15 protein-coding genes are annotated in these 17,588 nt (G+C 71.1%); 10 read left to right on the top strand and 5 right to left on the bottom strand.

The genetic code is table 11. The features are described from left to right. Positions 1–128: 128 nt before the first annotated feature. Positions 129–1,514, bottom strand: coding sequence for a nicotinate phosphoribosyltransferase (locus ALLO2_RS14120; protein ID WP_011435313.1), 1,386 nt, complete (start codon positions 1,512–1,514; stop codon positions 129–131). Between the two features lie 382 nt (positions 1,515–1,896). On the opposite strand from ALLO2_RS14120, the gene ALLO2_RS14115 reads away from it, so the two are divergent. The 7 genes from ALLO2_RS14115 (at position 1,897) to ALLO2_RS14085 (ending at position 9,596) form a co-directional block, all read left to right on the top strand. Then, entirely contained in the window at positions 1,897–2,091 is a 195-nt protein-coding gene (locus ALLO2_RS14115; RefSeq protein WP_035732600.1) for a hypothetical protein, read from the top strand. A 169-nt stretch (positions 2,092–2,260) separates the two neighbouring features. Next, positions 2,261–3,754, top strand: a complete 1,494-nt coding sequence (locus ALLO2_RS14110; RefSeq protein ID WP_035732598.1) for a helix-turn-helix domain-containing protein — start codon at positions 2,261–2,263, stop codon at positions 3,752–3,754. Between the two features lie 8 nt (positions 3,755–3,762). After that, the gene (locus ALLO2_RS14105) at positions 3,763–4,767 is read left to right on the top strand and encodes an NAD-dependent epimerase/dehydratase family protein (protein WP_035732596.1); all 1,005 of its coding nucleotides are present in this window, start codon (positions 3,763–3,765) and stop codon (positions 4,765–4,767) included. Positions 4,768–5,185: 418 nt separating this feature from the next. Further along, on the top strand, positions 5,186–5,686 hold the full coding sequence (locus tag ALLO2_RS14100) for a hypothetical protein (RefSeq protein ID WP_035732595.1): 501 nt from the start codon (positions 5,186–5,188) through the stop codon (positions 5,684–5,686). Positions 5,687–5,806: 120 nt separating this feature from the next. Beyond that, positions 5,807–8,125, top strand: a complete 2,319-nt coding sequence (locus tag ALLO2_RS14095; protein WP_035732594.1) for an ABC transporter permease — start codon at positions 5,807–5,809, stop codon at positions 8,123–8,125. After that, positions 8,122–8,925: an ABC transporter ATP-binding protein gene (locus ALLO2_RS14090; protein ID WP_011435307.1), complete on the top strand. Its 804-nt coding sequence runs from the start codon at positions 8,122–8,124 to the stop codon at positions 8,923–8,925. The genes ALLO2_RS14095 and ALLO2_RS14090 overlap by 4 nt, the downstream gene beginning before the upstream one ends. Further along, a complete protein-coding gene (locus ALLO2_RS14085) occupies positions 8,922–9,596 on the top strand; it encodes an ABC transporter ATP-binding protein (RefSeq protein WP_035732593.1) in 675 nt (224 codons plus the stop codon). Before ALLO2_RS14090 ends, ALLO2_RS14085 begins: the two co-directional genes overlap by 4 nt. 124 nt (positions 9,597–9,720) lie before the next feature. Here ALLO2_RS14085 and ALLO2_RS14080 read toward each other — a convergent pair whose 3' ends face one another. Together ALLO2_RS14080 and ALLO2_RS14075 are read right to left on the bottom strand one after the other, a co-directional pair. Beyond that, positions 9,721–11,076: an ABC transporter substrate-binding protein gene (locus ALLO2_RS14080; RefSeq protein ID WP_023841207.1), complete on the bottom strand. Its 1,356-nt coding sequence runs from the start codon at positions 11,074–11,076 to the stop codon at positions 9,721–9,723. A gap of 116 nt (positions 11,077–11,192) precedes the next feature. After that, positions 11,193–12,188 carry a hypothetical protein gene (locus ALLO2_RS14075; RefSeq protein ID WP_023841206.1) on the bottom strand — a complete coding sequence of 332 codons (996 nt, stop codon included), beginning with the start codon at positions 12,186–12,188 and terminating at the stop codon, positions 11,193–11,195. A 549-nt stretch (positions 12,189–12,737) separates the two neighbouring features. Between ALLO2_RS14075 and ALLO2_RS14070 the strand changes: the two genes are divergently transcribed. Beyond that, complete coding sequence (locus tag ALLO2_RS14070; protein ID WP_023841205.1) at positions 12,738–13,190, top strand: hypothetical protein; 453 nt, start codon at positions 12,738–12,740, stop codon at positions 13,188–13,190. 117 nt (positions 13,191–13,307) lie between these two features. Here the strand turns inward: ALLO2_RS14070 and speB are convergent, their stop codons facing one another. Beyond that, positions 13,308–14,330 carry an agmatinase gene (gene speB / locus ALLO2_RS14065; RefSeq protein WP_035732592.1) on the bottom strand — a complete coding sequence of 341 codons (1,023 nt, stop codon included), beginning with the start codon at positions 14,328–14,330 and terminating at the stop codon, positions 13,308–13,310. 90 nt (positions 14,331–14,420) lie between these two features. Here speB and ALLO2_RS14060 point away from each other — a divergent pair, with 90 nt between their 5' ends. Next, on the top strand, positions 14,421–14,981 hold the full coding sequence (locus ALLO2_RS14060) for a DUF2752 domain-containing protein (protein ID WP_232235100.1): 561 nt from the start codon (positions 14,421–14,423) through the stop codon (positions 14,979–14,981). A gap of 10 nt (positions 14,982–14,991) precedes the next feature. On the opposite strand, the gene ALLO2_RS14055 is transcribed toward ALLO2_RS14060, so the two are convergent. Then, complete coding sequence (locus tag ALLO2_RS14055; protein WP_035732640.1) at positions 14,992–15,849, bottom strand: RNA methyltransferase; 858 nt, start codon at positions 15,847–15,849, stop codon at positions 14,992–14,994. A gap of 197 nt (positions 15,850–16,046) precedes the next feature. Here ALLO2_RS14055 and ALLO2_RS14050 point away from each other — a divergent pair, with 197 nt between their 5' ends. Continuing rightward, positions 16,047–17,558, top strand: coding sequence for an 8-oxoguanine deaminase (locus ALLO2_RS14050; protein WP_035732638.1), 1,512 nt, complete (start codon positions 16,047–16,049; stop codon positions 17,556–17,558). The last annotated feature ends 30 nt before the right edge of the window (positions 17,559–17,588 follow it).

Genomic DNA, 17,588 nt, shown 5'->3' with positions numbered 1-17,588 from the left:
CCCCGCGCCGGCACACACGGGCCCCTCCTCGGCCTCCCGCCGGAAACGGCACCTCAGTGGGCGACGCCGCCCGACGGCCCGGGACGGCTCAGGGAGGCCCGGGACGGCTCAGGGAGGCCCGGGACGGTTCAGGGACGGCCCTCCGCGTGGACGACGGGCAGGCACGGCGGGCCGTAGCCCACCTCCCGAGCGGTGGGGGGAAGGGCCGCGAGGGCCAGACGATGGTGCTCGCGGGCGCGCCGGGTGCCGGCCGGCCCGGTCAGGCCACCGACCGGCTCACCGGCCTTCACCAGCGGACGCAACAGGTCCCGGTCCCGGGCCGGGTCGGGCGGTCGCGGCGACGCGGGGAGCGCGTCGCCGGAGCCAGCGGGATCCACCCCCGGGCCGGACGGACCGGACAAGCGGTCCGGGGCCGACGGCGAGCCCGGCGGGCTCGGAAAGATGACATCAGCGACGGCCCGGCCGTTGAGGTCATGGCGGCGGACGACCCGCTTGCGCCCCCCACGGGTGCTCTTGCCGACCGACCTCTTCGCCACGGGTTCGCCGTCGACCTCGACCAGCTTGTAGACGAACCCCGCGGTGGGCGCCCCCGCACCGGTGACTAGGCTGGTGCCGACACCGTAGCCGTCTACTGGGGCGTCGCCCAACCGGGCTATGGCGTGCTCGTCCAGATCCCCGGTCGCGATGATCCGTGTTCTGGTCGCGCCGAGGCCGTCAAGCTGCGCGCGGACGGCGCCGGCGACCCGACCCAGGTCCCCGCTGTCGATCCGGACGGCCCCAAGCTCGGTGCCCGCCGTCGCGACGGCGGCTGCGACCCCCGCAGGGACGTCGTACGTGTCGACGAGCAGCGTCGTGCCGACACCGAGGGCTGCGACCTGCGCGGCGAACGCCTCGGCCTCGCTTGGATGAACGAGTGTGAAGGCGTGCGCGCTGGTACCGACGCTGGGGACCTCGTACGTCCGGGCAGCCTCCAGGTTCGACGTGGCCGCGAAACCCACGAGGTAGGCCGCGCGGGCGGCGGCCACGGCGGCGGCCTCATGGGTGCGCCGAGATCCCATCTCGAGACAGGGCCGGTCCCCGGCCGCCCCAACCATCCGGGCCCCAGCGGCCGCGATCGCGCTGTCGTGGTTGAGGATGGCGAGCACGAGTGTCTCGAGCAGCACGGTCTCAGCGAAGGTGCCCTCGACGGCGAGCACGGGCGTCTCGGCGAAGAACGGCTCGCCCTCGGCGAAGCCATGGATGTCGCCGCCGAAGTGGTAGTCCGCCAGCCACTGTGCCGTGGCCTCGTCGATGACATCGGCGGCCCGCAGAGCAGCTAGCTCGGGCGGCCCGAACCGGAAGTCCGCCAGCGCATCGAGCAGCCGACCGGTGCCGGCGAACACACCAAAACGGCGACCCGGCGGCAACGATCGGGTGAAGACTTCGAAGACCACACGGCGATCCGCCGCGCCGGACCGGAGCGCCGCGCGCAACATGGTCAACTCATAGTGATCGGTCAGGAGTGCCGTCGACATCCGGAACACGGTAGGGACGAGCAGGCTCCGATGCGCGCCGACCGGCGATTTGGCGGGCGAGGAAAGGGAGTGAGTTCATCCCGTCGGGGTGCGTTGATCTTACAGTGGGTGAACGTCGATTCCAACACGGCATGCACTACACGTTCCATCGACCTTCAGTAGCACATGAGAGAGCCTCGACGTGACCACGTTGATCAGCGCTAGGCCGATCAGCGCTAGGACGATCGGCACCAGGCCGATCAGCGCAACCCCGACCGGCCCGACGGCGAACACGGGGAGGATAACCGCGAGAACGGTCGGTCACCTTCGGTCGCGACCCGAACAGAAACACTCTCCGGGGATCCCCGGGGATCCCCGGGGTCGGCGTGCGATCGTCTTGACCGTGGACCACAGCAATGCCGGGATCTTCCTCGTCACGGTCGGCGGGGCGCTGTTCGCACTGCTGGTGCTCGGCGGCCGGGCGGGCCGGGGCATCGCGCGCGAGGTCTGGAGCCGTATCGGCTTCTTCCGCTGGATACTCCTCCTGATCATCATTGTGATCGTCCTCGACCTCGCGGACGGACTTCCCAACCAATGAACATACATTCGACGGGAACGCCCTCGCATAACACATGGCACCGAGGATGTTGCTGGAAGCCGCAAAATTACACCCACACGAGATGTTCGAATTATGTCACTGCACCCCTAGATGCCCGGCTCGTTATGCTCACTTCGCGTAACACGATTGTCGGACGAGAGGGTTGCGGGTGACCGGTCACACTTGGCTATGGACGCCGCCGCGTTCTACTCCCACCAGCGTTGGTGTGGGCCAACTCCTACGCGCGTACCGGCAGGCCCACGGCCTCACGCAGCAGCAGCTCGCCGACCGTCTGGGCTTCGACCAGTCCTACGTATCCAAGGTGGAGAGCGGCCGGCGGGCTATCCACGACATCTCGACGCTCCGTCACATCGCCCGCAATCTGGCGCTGTCCCCCGAGGACGTCGGCCTGGCCCCGGGATCGATGACGGACCGTCGCCGGGAGACAGCGCCGCGCAGTCCGGCGGCCGAGCAGGCCGCCGCGAGCCAACGCGCGTGGCGGCTCACCCGCGATCACCTCAACCACCATCGGATCAGCCTCGCCCGCGCGGCGGTGCGGCTCTACCCGGAAACCGACCGACTCGGCAGCGGGCTACTGGCCCGACCCGGCTGGGTGTGGGACACCCCGGTGGACATCGACGATGTCACCCTTGGGTGGCACGATAGCGCCGAGGCCCCCACGATCAGGGGAGACGAACCCGAGACGGCCGGTAGCCGGCCCCTGCTCGGTGGAGGCGGTCAGCAGAACCGCTACCAGCGCTACACGCGGGCGATGCGGGACCTCGACCGGCCGACCCTGTTCGAGAACCGGCTCAGTTTTCGCCTGCTCGATATCGGCGGTGACGGGNCCGCGGGNCCGNCAACGGACAANCATCCNTCGCTGAGCTTCGCCCACACGACGTACTTCGACGCCGTCGACGTCTGCGAGACCGTCGCACACGAGACGGCGGCCGCGATGGCCGGCAGCGGACTGTCCTGGCCCGCGCTGCCCTTCCGGGCGCGCATCGGAGATCCGTTCGACTTCACCCGGCGGGCGGCCCTGCCGTCCATCAACACGCTCACGATCCGCCACGATCGCGGCGGCCAGGCGAGCTTCTTCCTGCACCGGCGCAGCGCGGGCTCGGTCGCGACCGCGGGCGGGGTGTACCACGTCATCCCGGCCGGGGTCTTCCAGCCGTCGGGCATCACCCCGTTCCACCATGAGGCCGACTTCGACCTGTGGCGCAACATCATGCGTGAGCTGAGCGAGGAGCTGCTGGGCAACCCGGAGCACGACGGCAGCTCGTCCAGCCCGATCGACTATGACACCGACGAGCCGTTCCGTTCGTTCGAGCAGGCGCGTCGGTCCGGCGCCATGCGGGTGTCGTACTTCGGGATCGGGCTGGACGCGCTCACTCTGTTCGGCGAGATCCTCACCGTCGTCGTGGTGGACGCCGACGCCTTCGACCAGCTTTTCGGCAGCATGGTCCAGACCAATGCCGAGGGATCGGTCGTCACCGCGGGTCCGAACCGGTCGGTGACCGAGGGCATCCCGTTCACCCACTCGGCGCTGCGCCGTCTCGTCGACACCGAGCCCATCGCCCCGTCGGCCGCCGCCTGCCTGGAACTCGCCTGGCGCCACCGGGAGACCCTCCTCGGGATGCGCATGCGGGCCGCATCCTGATCCCGGACATGCGCGTCCTTGTCACCGGCGCGGCCGGCTTCATCGGCGGAGTGGTCACGGACATGCNCNCCNCCGCCGGACACCAGGTTACGGCGATGGTCCGCGAGCCGATGACCACGCCGCGGTTCGCCCCCGATGTCGAGGTGGTGGCCGCGGACCTGCTCGATCCCCGCCAGCTGGCCGCGGCGGGGGTCAGCCGGGGATTCGAGGGGGTGTGCCATCTCGCGGCCCTGACCCGGGTGCGGGAGTCGCGGCTGGATCCCGTGCGCTACTTCCAGACAAACCTGACCGGCACCATCAACCTGCTGGCCGCCCTGGAGGAGGGCGCCGAACACACCGGGGTCGCACCCGCGTTCGTCTTCGGATCCACCTGCGCGGTCTACGGCAACGTCGACCTCGCCCGGATCCCGGAGACCTGCCCACCCGACCCGGCGAACCCCTACGGAACCTCCAAGTTCGCCGCCGAGCGGCTGCTGTCCCACCAGGCCGGCACCGGGCTGCTCGGCGCGGTGATCCTACGTTCCTTCAACGTCGCGGGTGCCGTCGCGGGACACATCGACCGCGACGGCAGCCGGATCATCCCGGCGGCGATCGCCGTGGCGAGCGGGTGCCGGGACGTGTTCCGGGTCAACGGGGACGGCCTCGCGCTGCGGGAGTACGTCCACGTCGTGGACATGGCGACGGCCTACCTGACGGCGCTGGTCGCCGCGCGCCCCGGGCACTGCGCGGTGTTCAACGTGGGCAGCGGCGTCGGGGTGAGTGTCACCGACGTGCTCGCCGCGGTCGGCCGGGTCGCCGGGCGCCCGGTCCGCCGCGTCCACTGTCCGCCGGTCTCCGAACCGAGGACGCTGATCGGTGACAGCACCCGGATCCGCGCCGATCTCGGCTGGAGCTCTCCGGCGTCGAGCATCGACCGCATCGTCGCCGACGCGTGGCGCTGGGGCCGGGGGCCGGCACCGGCCGGGGCCACCGCCCTGCCGCCACGCCAGCGGATCGCTCCGAGCATCACCTGAGGCCCCGCGGTGGCCCCGCGGTGGCCCGCGATGCGGCAGGCATCGGCCCGCGGTGCGGCAGGCTGCGGCTGGCATCCCTCCCNGCCCNTCCCCCNGGCCCGACAGCCAGCCGACAGCCGACAGCCGACATAGAGTAGCAGACTGGTTGCAGACGGGCATACTTCGCAAGGCCTTCCATCGGCCGGCTTATCCTCGTATACCTAATGCGACGGAGCTTCCCGTGCCGCCGGAGCTCGCCGGGAACAGCCGTGGGCCACCCGACGGAGCACCTGTTCATCTCCGCACACTAATCTGACGCCTGTCGTGACCCGGATCATCTCGGGGGCGGGCTCCACGCGGAGGCTCCGCCGCACGACCGCGCCGCCCGCACGACCGCGCCGCATGACCGACGACGACATGCTCCTTGGGGGAGACGAAAGTGGACGAGCAGACCGCTGGGACCGATAACCCGCGGCCCACATCGCGCCTGGTGGTCGACGTGGTCCGCGCGCTGCGCGGATGGGTGGTGATGGCCGCCGGCGGCGTACTTCTGCTCGGCTGCTACCTGGGTGTCTCCAAGGAGACGGACGTCGCTTTCCAACTACCCTACGTGGTTTCCGGCGGTTTTGGGGGCCTAGCACTCATTCTGGTGGGAAGTGCGCTGCTGGTGGCCGACCGCTTCGACGCCGCTCAGGCCGCCCAGGCCCACACCGCCGGCCAGGTCGACGACCTACACTCGCTGATCATCGCGGCGGCGGGCGCGGGTGCCGCACCCGAGGCCGGTCAGCCGGCCACCCGCCCCCAGGGCTCGTACCAGCAGACCGGCTCGTACCAGCAGACAACGGCCACGCACCAGCAGAACTCGCGCTTCGCTGTGACGGNCCCNGGGGGCGGCCAGGCACCCGCCGCGAATGCCACCACACCCGGCCAGCACGCCTGACAGAGCCTGCGTTTCCAACGATGCCACGGTGCGGAAGGCGAGCAGTTCCGTGATCACATGTGACCCGGCGGACGGCGACGACCGGACGGCCGGCGGCGACCGGCTCCCAGGGAGTGCCCGGTGACCAGCATCGACCTGGGACTGGCGGGGNTCTCCCNCNGGGCGATCGCCGCCCNGTCCGGTATCGGCCTGCTGGTCACCTACCGCACCAACGGGGTCCTCAACCTGGCCCAGGGCGGCATCGCCACGCTGGTGGCGTACGTCTTCCGCGAGATGGTGGTCGTGTGGGGGCTGCCGATCTGGCTGGCCGCCATCATCGCGCTCGCCGTGGTGTCCCCCGGGATCGGCCTGCTGCTGGAGCGGTTGGTCTTCCGGCCGCTGGCCCGTCGCCGCGCATCGGCGGCCGAATCCCTGGTCGCCAGCCTCGGTGTGCTGGTCCTCACCCTCGGGATGACGGCGGGCATCTGGGGTCTGGGCTCGCGTAGTGACGCACCAAGCATCTTCCCGAACTCGTCGGTGAAGCTGTTCGGTGACACCCGGANCGGTGTCGACGCGCTGGCCGAGCTCGCGATGGTCGTGGTGTTCTGCGCGGTCATCGGCGTCATCGCCACCCGCACGGTGTTTGGCCGCCAGATCCGCGCGGTCGTCGACGACCGGCAGCTCGCCGAGCTGTCCGGTGTTCCCGCGGACCAGGTCGCCGCGGCTGGCTGGGCGGCGGGGACGACGCTCGCCGGCCTCACCGGCATCCTGCTCGCCCCCCGCTTTCAACTCACCCCGTACGGGCTGACCCTGCTGGTGCTGGAGACCTTTGCGGTGGTGGTGGCGGCCCGGCTGTCGAGCATGCCGGTGGCCGTCCTCACGGCCCTGGGCATCGCCGTCCTGCAGAGCGAACTCAAGCAGTTCACCCTCGACGGTAACGCGGGCCAGATCCTCACCGTCCTGCAGTCGAACCTGTTCATCGTCGCCCTGCTGGTCCTGCTGCTCGCGGTGCCGAAGCTGCGCGAGCTCGGCACCGGCGACTCCGGGACCACCGCCAGCTTCTCCAGCCGCGGCGCACCGCCGTCGGGCCCGGCCAGCCAGACCAAGGCCCGCCGCGACTTCCTGGGCAAGCTCGGCGGTGCCGCGCTGCTGCTCGCACCGCTCACCTTCGCCCCGTCCGATCTGCGTTCGGCGTTCATGGTCCCGGCGCTCGCCCTCATCTTCCTGTCGATGGTCATCGTCACCGGCTACAGCGGCCAGCTCTCCCTGGGCTCGGCCGGCTACGCGGGCCTCGGGGCGCTGCTGTCACTCAAGCTCGCCAACGGTGACCTGTTCGGACTGCCGAAGCTGCCGGGCGTCGCGTCGATGTTCATCGGCGCCCTGCTCGTCGCCCCGATCGGTCTGATCACCGGCTACCCAGCGATCCGCCGCCGCGGCCTCACCCTGGCGCTGACCACCTTCGCGGTCGGCGCCGTGGTCAGCCGTTTCGTCTTCGAACAGCCCACCTTCGCGACCGGCCTCTACCTCGACCCGCTGACGTTCTTCGGCTGGGAGCTGCCCGACGAGGCGTTCTACGTCCTTGAACTGGTCTGCCTGGGCCTCGGCCTGTTCTTCGTGGGTAATCTGCATCGCGGTCGGCTCGGTCGGGCGCTGCTCGCCGTGCGTGACCATGCGGAGGGTGCGGCGGCGGTCGGGGTTGACGTCCGCAACCTCAAGCTGCTGGCCTTCACCGTCTCCTCCGTCGTCGCCGGGCTGGGTGGTGCGCTGCTGGTGCACAGCAGCTACTCGTTCTCCGCCGACGACTTCGCACCGTTGCAGAGCCTGCTGTGGTTCACCGCCGTGGTCGTCTTCGGCGCCGACAGCGCGGCCGGCGCGATCGTCGCCGCGGCGTTCATCGTCACGATCGACGTACTGGCGCCGGCCGGATCCTCGATCCTCGCCATCGGCATCCTCGCCCTCGCCCTCGGCTGGATGCCCGGCGGCCTGGCCTCGGCCGTCCGGGGTCTGCTGCGGCTGCTCGCCCTCCACCTCGCGGACGGCTTCGTCGATCCCAACCATCGGGCACCGCGTCCGGTGCCGGTGCGCATCTCCGCCGTCGGATACCTGCCAGCGACCACTGGCATCACCGGCGTCACCGGGATCTCCGGGATCCCCGGGATCGGCGCGCCGCTGGGGGCCGCCCAGCCCGGGCCATCCGCGAGCTGGCCTCCGGGCCGCTCCTCGCCCGTGCTGCCACCGGGCTCGCCGCGGCCGACCCCGTTCGGGGCCAGCCTGCTGACCCTGGTGCAGGAGTATGCGGCCCGGTCGAGCGGCGCACCGCTGCTGCCCCCCGCGCCCCGCGGCGAGCGCGGTGGCCTGCCCGCCGACGTCTACCCCACCTCACCAGGTCACGTGGGCCACGAGCAGGGGGGTTCGGGACCCGCGGCGGCGACCTCCCTGCGGGACGGAGGTCGGGTATGAGTCGGCACGTGCTACAGGCCGTTGGCCTGGTCCGCCGCTACGGCGGTCTGACCGCGGTCGACCACGTCGACCTTGTCGCCCCCCAGGGCGTGATCACCGGCCTCATCGGCCCGAACGGTGCCGGGAAGTCGACGCTGTTCAGCCTGCTGACCGGGGTCGAGCAGCCCGACGAGGGCAAGGTCCTGCTCGACAAGAGCGACATCACAAAAATGCGGCCGGACATCCGGTCCCGGCGTGGTCTGGTGCAGACCTTCCAGGTTCCCTCGCTCTTCCCCACCCTCACGGTCGCGGACAACCTGCTTGTCGGCGCGGAAAACCGGCACCGGGACTATGCCGGCGGCCTGCTGGGCCTGGCGTCCAAGGGCCGAGGACACGTCAGCCGCCTCGTCGAGGAAACCCTCGGCTCCCTCGGCCTGTCCGACCTGCGGGACACCATCGCCGGCACGCTGCCCACCGGTGCCCTGCGGCTGGTCGAGTTCGCGCGGGCGCTGTGCGCCCAGCCGGACATCCTGCTGCTCGACGAGCCCGCCAGCGGTCTGGACAACGACGAGACCGCCAGGTTCTCGCAGCTGCTGCGCCGGACCGCCGACGACGGGGTCGGCATCCTGATCGTCGACCACGACGTCGACCTGGTCTTCTCCGTCGCCGACCAGGTGTACGCCATGGTCGGCGGTCGGGTCGTCGCGTCCGGCGATCCCGGGCACGTCCGCGACGACCCGACCGTGCGGTCGGTGTACCTGGCCCAGGCTGCCCATCGCCACGATGAAACGGTCCTGAAGCAGCCGCAGGAGGCACGGTGACCACGGCGACGGCCGAACTCGAACTGACCGGGGCACGGGCCGGCTACGGGACCGTGGAGGTCCTGCACGGTCTGGACCTTGCCATCCCCCCCGGCAAGGTCACCGCCCTGCTCGGGGTCANCGGCGCGGGCAAGAGCACCACCCTACGGGTGCTGGCCGGGCTGATCCCACTGCGTTCGGGCAGTCTGACCTGGCGCGGCGAGGACATCACCAAGGTGTCCACCGTCGACCGGGCCCGCCGAGGACTGATGCTCGTGCCGGACGAACGGGCCGTCTTCGCCACCCTGTCGGTCCGGGACAATCTGCAGATCATCGCGGAGGCCAGCGGGCACCCCGACATCACCCCCGCGCTGGAGTCGTTCCCCCGGCTGCGGGAGCGGCTGACGCAGCGGGCCGGATCGATGTCGGGCGGTGAGCGGCGAATGCTGGCACTCGCCCGCGCCCTGCTGGCCCGCCCCTCGGTCCTGATGGTCGACGAGCTGTCGCTCGGACTATCCCCGAAGGTCGCCGCGGACCTGTTCGGCTGGCTTGCGACGGTCGCATCGTCGGGCACCACCGTCGTGCTCGCCGACCAGTACACCGAGCAGGCCCTGGCGATGGCGGACCTGGTCTACGTCCTGCACCGGGGCGAGCGGTCCTTCGCGGGCGGGCCGGAGGAATTCCGAGCGTAGGGCCGCGAAAGGCCTCGGTGAAAGGCCCCCCGATGTGAAAGGCCCCGGTCGAGGTTCCCTCCGCGGTGCCGTGGAGGGTTGCCCCGACCGGGGCCCGGGATCACGCAGGCGGTCCCGCGAGAGATCAGCCGGCCGGGTAGGGCAGATCCGGGACGGTGAAGCAGTTGGTGTTCATGTCCTTGACCTGGGTCACCCAGCCACCCTGGTTGCCGTTCGCCGAGTCCTGCCAACGGGCGACGTTGAGGCAGTTCTCCTCCTGCGACGGCGGTTCAGGCGACTTCTTGAAGTTCCGGCCGGTCGGGATGAGCAGGCCGTGACCGTCGTAGTCCTTGCCGCTGTTCATGTACGCCTCGACGCAGGCGCGGGTGACGTCGGCGCCGCAGGAGCGGATCGCGTCGGTCAGCCACTGGGCCGAGGCGTAACCCTCGAGCATCCACAGGTTCATCTTGGCCACCCGATCGGGCGCGGCCGCCTGCAGATCCTTCTGGAACGTGGCGACCGCGGGAATCTGAGTGTCCGCATAGTTGGCGGTGCCGCCGGTGGAGTAGATCGTGTTCCGGCAGTTCGGGGAGGCGCTGTAGACCTGGCGGATGTTGTTGGCCCAGCCCTGCGGCGGGGTCACCTTCGCCGTGATCGGCAGTTTCTGGGACTCGATGGCGTTGCACAGCTGAGCGTTACCGCCGTCGTCCATCGCGTCGAAGACGATCTGGACGCCGCGCCGCTTGAGGTCGAGGACCGTTGCGTCCCAACTCGGGGCGCCGAGATTGATCTGCTCCTCGACGACCGTGTAGCCCTCCTTGCGCAGGCCGTCCGCGATCGACTTGGCGTACCGCTCCGACGGGGCGACGTTGTAGTACACAACCCCGGCGACGTTGGTCTTCAGATTCTGCTTGAACCAGCGGTAGATCTCGGTCCCCGCGTAGAGCGTGCCGTTGTAGCCGGGACGGCTGCCGGTGCGCGGATAATAGCTGCCGTAGATCGAGTACAGGTGCGGATACTGATCGTAGGCGGCGGACACGGGCTGGCCGCCGATATCCGGAACACCCTTGGAGTTGATGTACTGCGCACCCGTGTAGTCGAACGCCGTCACCCCGGCGAGCGCGAAGACCTTCTCGTCGTCGACGAGCTTGTGCGCGCAGTTCGCATTTCCGTCCCCGCTGCCCTTGTCGTCACACTCGACGAGGTTCACGGTGCGCCCGTTTACTCCGCCCGCGGCGTTGAGCGCCTTGAAATAGGCCCGCGCCCCGTACAGTGAGGCGGAGAACGTGTCCGGTCCGAAACCGCTGCTCAGGCCAGCGATTGTACCGATCTTGATCTCGGTCGGCGTGACGCCGATATCCGAAGCTGTATTGTTCGACACCCCGGCCGGTTTGTTGCCGGCCGAGGTCGTTCCGCTGCTACTGGCCCGGCTGCCGCAGGCGACGAGCACCAGCGACGACAGCACAATGGCGGCGGCGGCGACGAGCGATCTCGCTCGCATGGACATGCTCTCCCCTGGTAGATCGGTGACGCTCGAAACGTTATTGCCGATCAACATCGTCGACGCTTCAGCTGACGACAGCCGGTCCCACTGCCGACTATGTACCGCTAGTTACATCAATGGGCGTTACGGACAAACATTCGGCGCCACCAGCTTCGACGCACCGGTGCGGTGCTCGCGCGATCGGCCGGTGCCTTCTCCAAAGTCGGGGTGCTCCCCCCGGCCCCGTCTTCCCCGCCTTCCCGGCGTGCGGTACCCCCGCTCGCCGGCTCGTGGGTCTCCCGGCTCGCGGCCGTCCCTGTGGGCAGGGGCGCACCGACTACCGGCCGGCTGCCACCCCCGACGCCCTCGGCGCGCTCCGTGGGAGCCCCCTGCTCCCCGGAAAGCTCGGTTACCGTACCGCCCGGCGACGGAGAGGCATGCGACGCACCACCTACCGCATCGAGTGAGGCCGGGACGATCGTGCTGCCCAACACGGACATCGCCTCGTCCAGGGCGGCCAGGGCCTGGCCGATCACCGTGACCGGATCCTCGGCGCGCCCCGGGGCCGGCACGGCCGGCGCCGCACCCGCCTCGGCGACCGGGTCGGGCTCGACGACCTCAATGACCTCGACGACCTCGGCGGCCGGCTCGGCGGGCACGTCCACCGGCTCGCCATCGACCGCCTGCTCATCGGCGCCTGTGGCCGTGACCGCCTCGGCTGCGGCGACGGCAGGCTCAGACCCCGCAGAAGCACGTTCAACCGACGCGGAGACGTCGGGAACAGGCTGGGCCGACGGGAACTCGACCGACGCGGACGCATCGGGAACAGGCTCGGCCACGGCGGGAGAAGTGACCTCCTCGACGAGCGCTGAGGGGACGACATCGGCCGAGGGGACGACATCGGCGGATTCCGACTCCTCGGGCGGCGAGGTCGCCGCGAGCGTCAGACGGTTGAGAATCAGGCCGTCGGGACCCTGCCCCCGGTCCAGCCGCCCCGCCTGCGCGAGCTTCCGGCAGACCTGGTTCACCGTGCCCCGGCTCGCCCCGATCGCCGCCGCCAACCTGCCGTCGTCCAAACCCGCGGGAACTTTGGCAAGCTGGTCGAGTATCCGGTCAGCAACAGTAGCCACAAAGCGGGACGGTATACGCCATCTCCTATTCGCCGACAAGCGGGGTCACCCCACGCGGTAACCGTGTCCGTCCCGCTGCCGATGGCACTCGCAATGCCACTCTCGGCGGGCACCCGGTCCGCGGCGGCACACACCCCCACCCGGTCGCCTGATCCACGTCGTTCACGCCGCGACCGGCAGCGCCTCGCCCGGGCGCAGCGGGAGCTGTCCCGCACGCGGCAGGGTCGGTGAAGCGGACGAAGGCCCGGGCGAAGGTGGCGCGGATCCACGGCCGGATCCGCGACCGGCGCCGGGATCATCCGCACACGCCGTCCACGAGGATCATCCGCGAGAACCAGACGGTGGTCGAACCATGGGGCCACGGCGAGCAAGGACCACGGCGGCGGGCTTAGCCCGGCCGTCGCCGGGAAGGTCATGCGGCGAGGCGTGCCGGGAGCGGCCCGGGACGCACCGATATCAACAGTGGCCGGACTCGCTTTGCTGGGCGGAATGTTGCGGGATGTCCCAAGCAGGCCGCGCCGCGTCCGTGGGCCGGTCAGGGAGACAGCCATGGCGCAGCCAGCCTCGGGTTCCGAGCAGTTCGACCCTGGTTCCATCACAGCCGACTCCGAACAGCCGTGGTACCGCGAGGATGCTCCCCTGGAACCCGCGGAGATGCTCGACAGCGACGATCTCGGCTCGACGGATGCCGGCCGAGATCCATTGGACGACAGTTGGGACGCGCCCGACAGACCGAGTGCCGGCGTCCGCTATCCGAGCACACCGCGTGAGGAGCGTGCGGGGCCGTCCTTCGATCGGCAACTCGCCGCGGAAACGCCGGACGCCGACCCCTACCTGGAAGCCGAGCGGCGGGAGTCCGGGGCTGTTCTCGATGCGGACGCGTACGGCGAGGGGACGACGACCCTCGCGGAGGATTACGACGCGAACTTCGCCATTCCCAGCATCGTCACGCCGGACGTGGATGCACGCACGGCTGAGGAGGGCGCACTGCACCTGGAATAAGGGCGCTCTGCGTACTCGCGGGAATACGAAGCACTCGCGGGAATACGAAACGCCGATGGTTCGGTCGACGGTCCAACCGACTCCCGGTTGCCACGGACGGTTACCACGGAGGGCGGCTCAGGCCGGGGCCGACCCGGGCAGGTCCGGAACGCCACCGGCGGCTTCCCGCCTGCGGTAGGCAAGTCCCGCGAAGACCTCCATGGCGACGCGATGGGCGCTGTTGACCGTCGTTTCCGCGTGGTCGTACGGCGGGGAGACTTCGACGATGTCGGCGGCCACAAGCGGCGTGTCGAGCGCGATCTGACGGACCGCCCGCAGCAGGTCGGCCGGGGNCATCCCCCCGGGTTCCGGGGTGCCGGTGCCCGGCGCGAACCCCGGATCCAGGACGTCGATGTCGACCGACAGGTACATGGCCCGGCACCCGTCCGTGGCCTGCGCGATCGCGTCCACGACGACGTCACGGCTGCCCCGCTCCCAGATCTCGTGCATGAGATGCCAGGTCATCTCCTGCTCGCGCATCCAGGCGAAAACGTCCGGCGGCGGCCAGTAGCCGCGCAGCCCCACCTGGACAAAGTTGCGTCCACGCACGGCACCGGACTCGATGAGCCGTCGCATCGGAGTGCCGTGCGAGGCGAGGTTGCCGTCGATGACGTCCGCGGTGTCGGCATGCGCGTCGAAGTGCAGCAGACCGAGTTCACCCCAGCCCACGGCGTCGGCCACGCCGGTTGCGGCCGGCCAGGTGATCGAATGGTCGCCACCGATGACGAGCGGGATCGTGCCGAGCCCGGCGATCCGCGCGACCTTGGCCCGGATGTTGCGATGGGACGCCTCGGTGAGCCCATGCGGACAGTGCGCGTCGCCAGCGTCAACGACGTCGAGCCAGTCGAAGATCTCGATACCGAGGTCGAGATGGTAGGTGCCGGGGTTGTAGGCGTTGGCCCGCATCGCCCGAGGGCCGAACCGGGCGCCGGGACGGTGGGTCGTCGAGATGTCGAACGGAGCACCGACGACGGCAACGTCGGGCCGGCGGGCCGCCAGCGCCTCCGTCCCGGGCAGCCAGGGCAGTCCGCAGAAGGTCGCGAGCCCCGCGTAGCCGGGCGCGTCCGGACCCGGCTCACGATCGCCGTTTCGTGCCGTCATCCGTCCCTCCGTTCGGGCCCTTCCACTGTCCCACGGTCCGCCACCCCCGGTCCGCCACCCACTGGTCCGCGCCCCGGTTACGCTTCTCCGGTGGAGGTCGCGGCACCGCACCCAGACCACCCGGCACCCACGGCGTCGGAACCGACCGGCGCGGCCATGGCTCTGCGCACCCCGGGCACCCCGGGCACCCCGGGCACCCCGGGGACCCCGGGGACCCCGGGGACGATTATCGGCGCGGGCCGGGTCTGGTCACCGCGGGCCCGGTTGGCGGGTTTCGCCGTGCTCGGTGTAGCCGCCGTCGGCGTCTGCGGCCGGGTGTACCTCGTCGACCCCGCCCAGCCGGGCCACTACCCTATGTGCCCGTTCCGGTGGGCCACGTCCCTGGACTGCCCTGGTTGCGGCACCCTCCGCGGCCTGCACCAGCTCCTGCACGGACACCTCGCGGCCGCGGCCGACTACAACGTCTACTTCGTCATCGCCGCCCCGATGCTGGTGTTCGGCTGGATCGTGGCGGTGGCGCGGGCGGCCGGCTGGCGCCACCCGTTGCCCCGGGTACCGGCCCGCCTGCTTCCCGCCGTTCCGATACTGATCATCGCCTTCTGGGTGCTGCGGAACCTGCCGTTGCCCGGCTGCCGCTGGCTCGCATCCTGAACCCGGCGGCTCAACGGCGGCCCAGCAGGTAGCAGGCGATGGCGGCGGTCGCCGCGACGTTCAGCGAGTCGACCCCGTGCGCCATCGGAATCCGGACCCGGGCCGTCGCCGCGGCCTGTGCCGCCGCCGACAGCCCGGCGCCCTCCGTGCCCAGCAGCAGCGCGACCCGGGCCGCCGCCGGCACCGGCGCAGGTGCGGGCGCAGGTGCGGGCGCAGGTGCAAGCGCGGGCGCGGCGCGGGGGGTGAGTCCGGCCGCGAAGGAGCCAAGATCCTCGGCGTCCGCCGCCGGAGTCAGCGCCAGCAGCGTGAACCCGGCATCCCGCAGCAGACCAAGGGCCTCCGGCCAGGGTTCGAGCCGGGCGTAGGGGACGGCGAACACCTCCCCCATCGACACCCGCACGGAACGCCGGTAGAGCGGATCGGCGCAGCGCGGGCTCAGGAGCACCGCGTCCATCCCGAGTCCCGCGGCCGAACGGAAAATCGCCCCCAGGTTGGTGTGGCTCACGATGTCCTCACACACCAGTACCCGCCGGGCATCGACCAGGAGGTCGGCGGCGGCGCGGGGCGGCTGGCGGCCCATCGCCGCAAGCGCCCCCCGATGCACCTCGAAGCCGGTGATCGCCGCGAGCACGTCGGGTCCCGCGACGTACACCGGGACGTCAACGCCGAGGTCCGCGGGCACGGCCGCCAGGCGCGCCGGCGAGACCAGGACCGAGCGCGGCCGGTAGCCGGCCCGCAGCGCCCTGGTTATCACTCGTTCACCCTCGGCGATGAACAGCCCGTCGGCCGGCTCCCGCCGACGGCGCAGCGCGACGTCGGTCAACGAGATGTAGTCGTCGACCCGGGGATCACCCGAATCGTCGATCATGATGACTGGTGGGGTGGCCACGACCGTCACGCCGACCGTCACGCCGACCGGCCCGCCAGCCGACCCCGCACACCTGCTCACGTCACCTGGCACGCCACGACCTCCCGGGCACGGACGCTTCACCCGACCGTAACGTGCCGGCCGCAGAATCAGCGGCCATGGCCGATCCGCAGAAGGCCCCCACGCTGACGTCCGCCATGCCCGCCATGCCCACGTCCGCCACGCCCGCCGTCTCCCGTCCCGTCGCCGTTCCCGTTCCCGCCGACCTGGTCGTCGTCGGCGCCGAACTGGTCGCGACGGTGGACGCCGACCGCCGGGAGATCCGCGGCGGGTGGATCGCAGTGACGAACGGCCTGGTCAGCGCCCTCGGCGGTCCCGACGAGCCACCGCCTCCCGCCGTGCGCACGTTGCGGGCGGACGGCTGCCTGATCACTCCCGGCCTGGTGAACACGCATCACCACATGTACCAGAACCTCACCCGCGCGTTCGCTCCGGCCCTGAACGGCACGCTGTTCACCTGGCTGTCGACCCTGTACCCGCTGTGGTCCCGGCTGGACGAGGAGGCCGTGCACGTCTCCGCCTACGTCGGGCTCACCGAGCTCGCCCTCGGCGGTTGCACGACGACCACGGACCACCTGTATGTGCATCCGCGCGGGGGCGGAGACCTCGTCTCCGCCGAGATCGCCGCGGCGACGGCGCTGGGCATGCGCTTCCATCCCAGCCGCGGATCGATGTCGCTGTCGGTGAAGGACGGCGGACTGCCGCCCGACTCGGTGGTGCAGGACGACGACGAGATCCTCGCCGAGTCGGCCCGGCTGGTGGCCCGCCATCACGACCCCTCGCCGGGCGCCATGGTGCGGATCGCCCTGGCGCCCTGCTCACCGTTCTCGGTCAGCCCGGAGCTGATGCGGGCCACGGCGGAGCTCGCCGAGNCGCTCGACGTGCGGCTGCACACGCATCTCGCCGAGGACCCCGAGGAGGACGAGTACTGCCTCGCGCGGTTCGGCCGGCGTCCCATCGACCAGTTCGCCGAGGTCGGCTGGGGCGGCGACCGGGCCTGGGTGGCGCACTGCATCCGCCCGAACCCCGCCGAGGTGGCCCGGCTGGGCGCCTGGGGCACCGGGGTCGCGCACTGCCCGAGCAGCAACATGATCCTCGGCGGTGGGCTCGCCCCGGTCGCGGAGCTGCGTGCGGCGGGGGNACCGGTGGGACTGGGCTGTGACGGCTCGGCGTCGGCGGACTCGGCGTCGCTGTGGCTGGAGGCCCGCACGGCGATGCTGCTCGGGCGGCTGCGGCACGGCGCCGCGGCGATGTCGGCCCGGGACGCGCTGGAGATCGCCACTCGGGGCGGGGCCGGCTGCCTCGGCCGGGCCGGGAAGATCGGCGAGCTGTCCGTCGGGGCGGNGGGCGATCTGGTGGCATGGCCCCTCGACGGGGTCGGCTTCGCCGGGGCGCTGTCCGATCCCGTCGAGGCGTGGCTGCGCTGCGGCCCGGTCGCGGCCCGCCACACGGTGGTCGCGGGTCGCGCGGTCGTCCTGGACGGCCATCCGGTGCATCCCGACCTGTCGGCGATGCTCGCCCGCCACCGCGAGCTCGCCGCCGGCATGCAGGCAGCCTTTGACGATGCCGGCATCGCTGATGCCGGAACCGCTCCCGGCGCCGGGCGGGCCGCGGGTACGACGGGAGCCAGGGCGGCCGGGGCCCGGTGAACGCCGACGGGACCGACCCTGGTGGGATAC

The sequence above is a fragment of the Frankia sp. Allo2 genome, assembly GCF_000733325.1.
Classification (GTDB): Bacteria; Actinomycetota; Actinomycetes; order Frankiales; family Frankiaceae; genus Frankia; species Frankia casuarinae.
The sequence above is the reverse complement of the archived record's forward strand: the minus strand, read 5'-3'. Positions and strand labels throughout refer to the sequence as shown.

Bases quoted from the DNA above. Each gene is read 5' to 3' on its own strand.
- ALLO2_RS14070 (WP_023841205.1), top strand. From the start codon at position 12,738: ATGGCGCAGCCAGCCTCGGGTTCCGAGCAGTTCGACCCTGGTTCCATC.
- ALLO2_RS14080 (WP_023841207.1), bottom strand. From the start codon at position 11,076: ATGCGAGCGAGATCGCTCGTCGCCGCCGCCGCCATTGTGCTGTCGTCG.
- ALLO2_RS14055 (WP_035732640.1), bottom strand. From the start codon at position 15,849: ATGATCGACGATTCGGGTGATCCCCGGGTCGACGACTACATCTCGTTG.
- ALLO2_RS14120 (WP_011435313.1), bottom strand. From the start codon at position 1,514: ATGTCGACGGCACTCCTGACCGATCACTATGAGTTGACCATGTTGCGC.
- ALLO2_RS14090 (WP_011435307.1), top strand. From the start codon at position 8,122: ATGAGTCGGCACGTGCTACAGGCCGTTGGCCTGGTCCGCCGCTACGGC.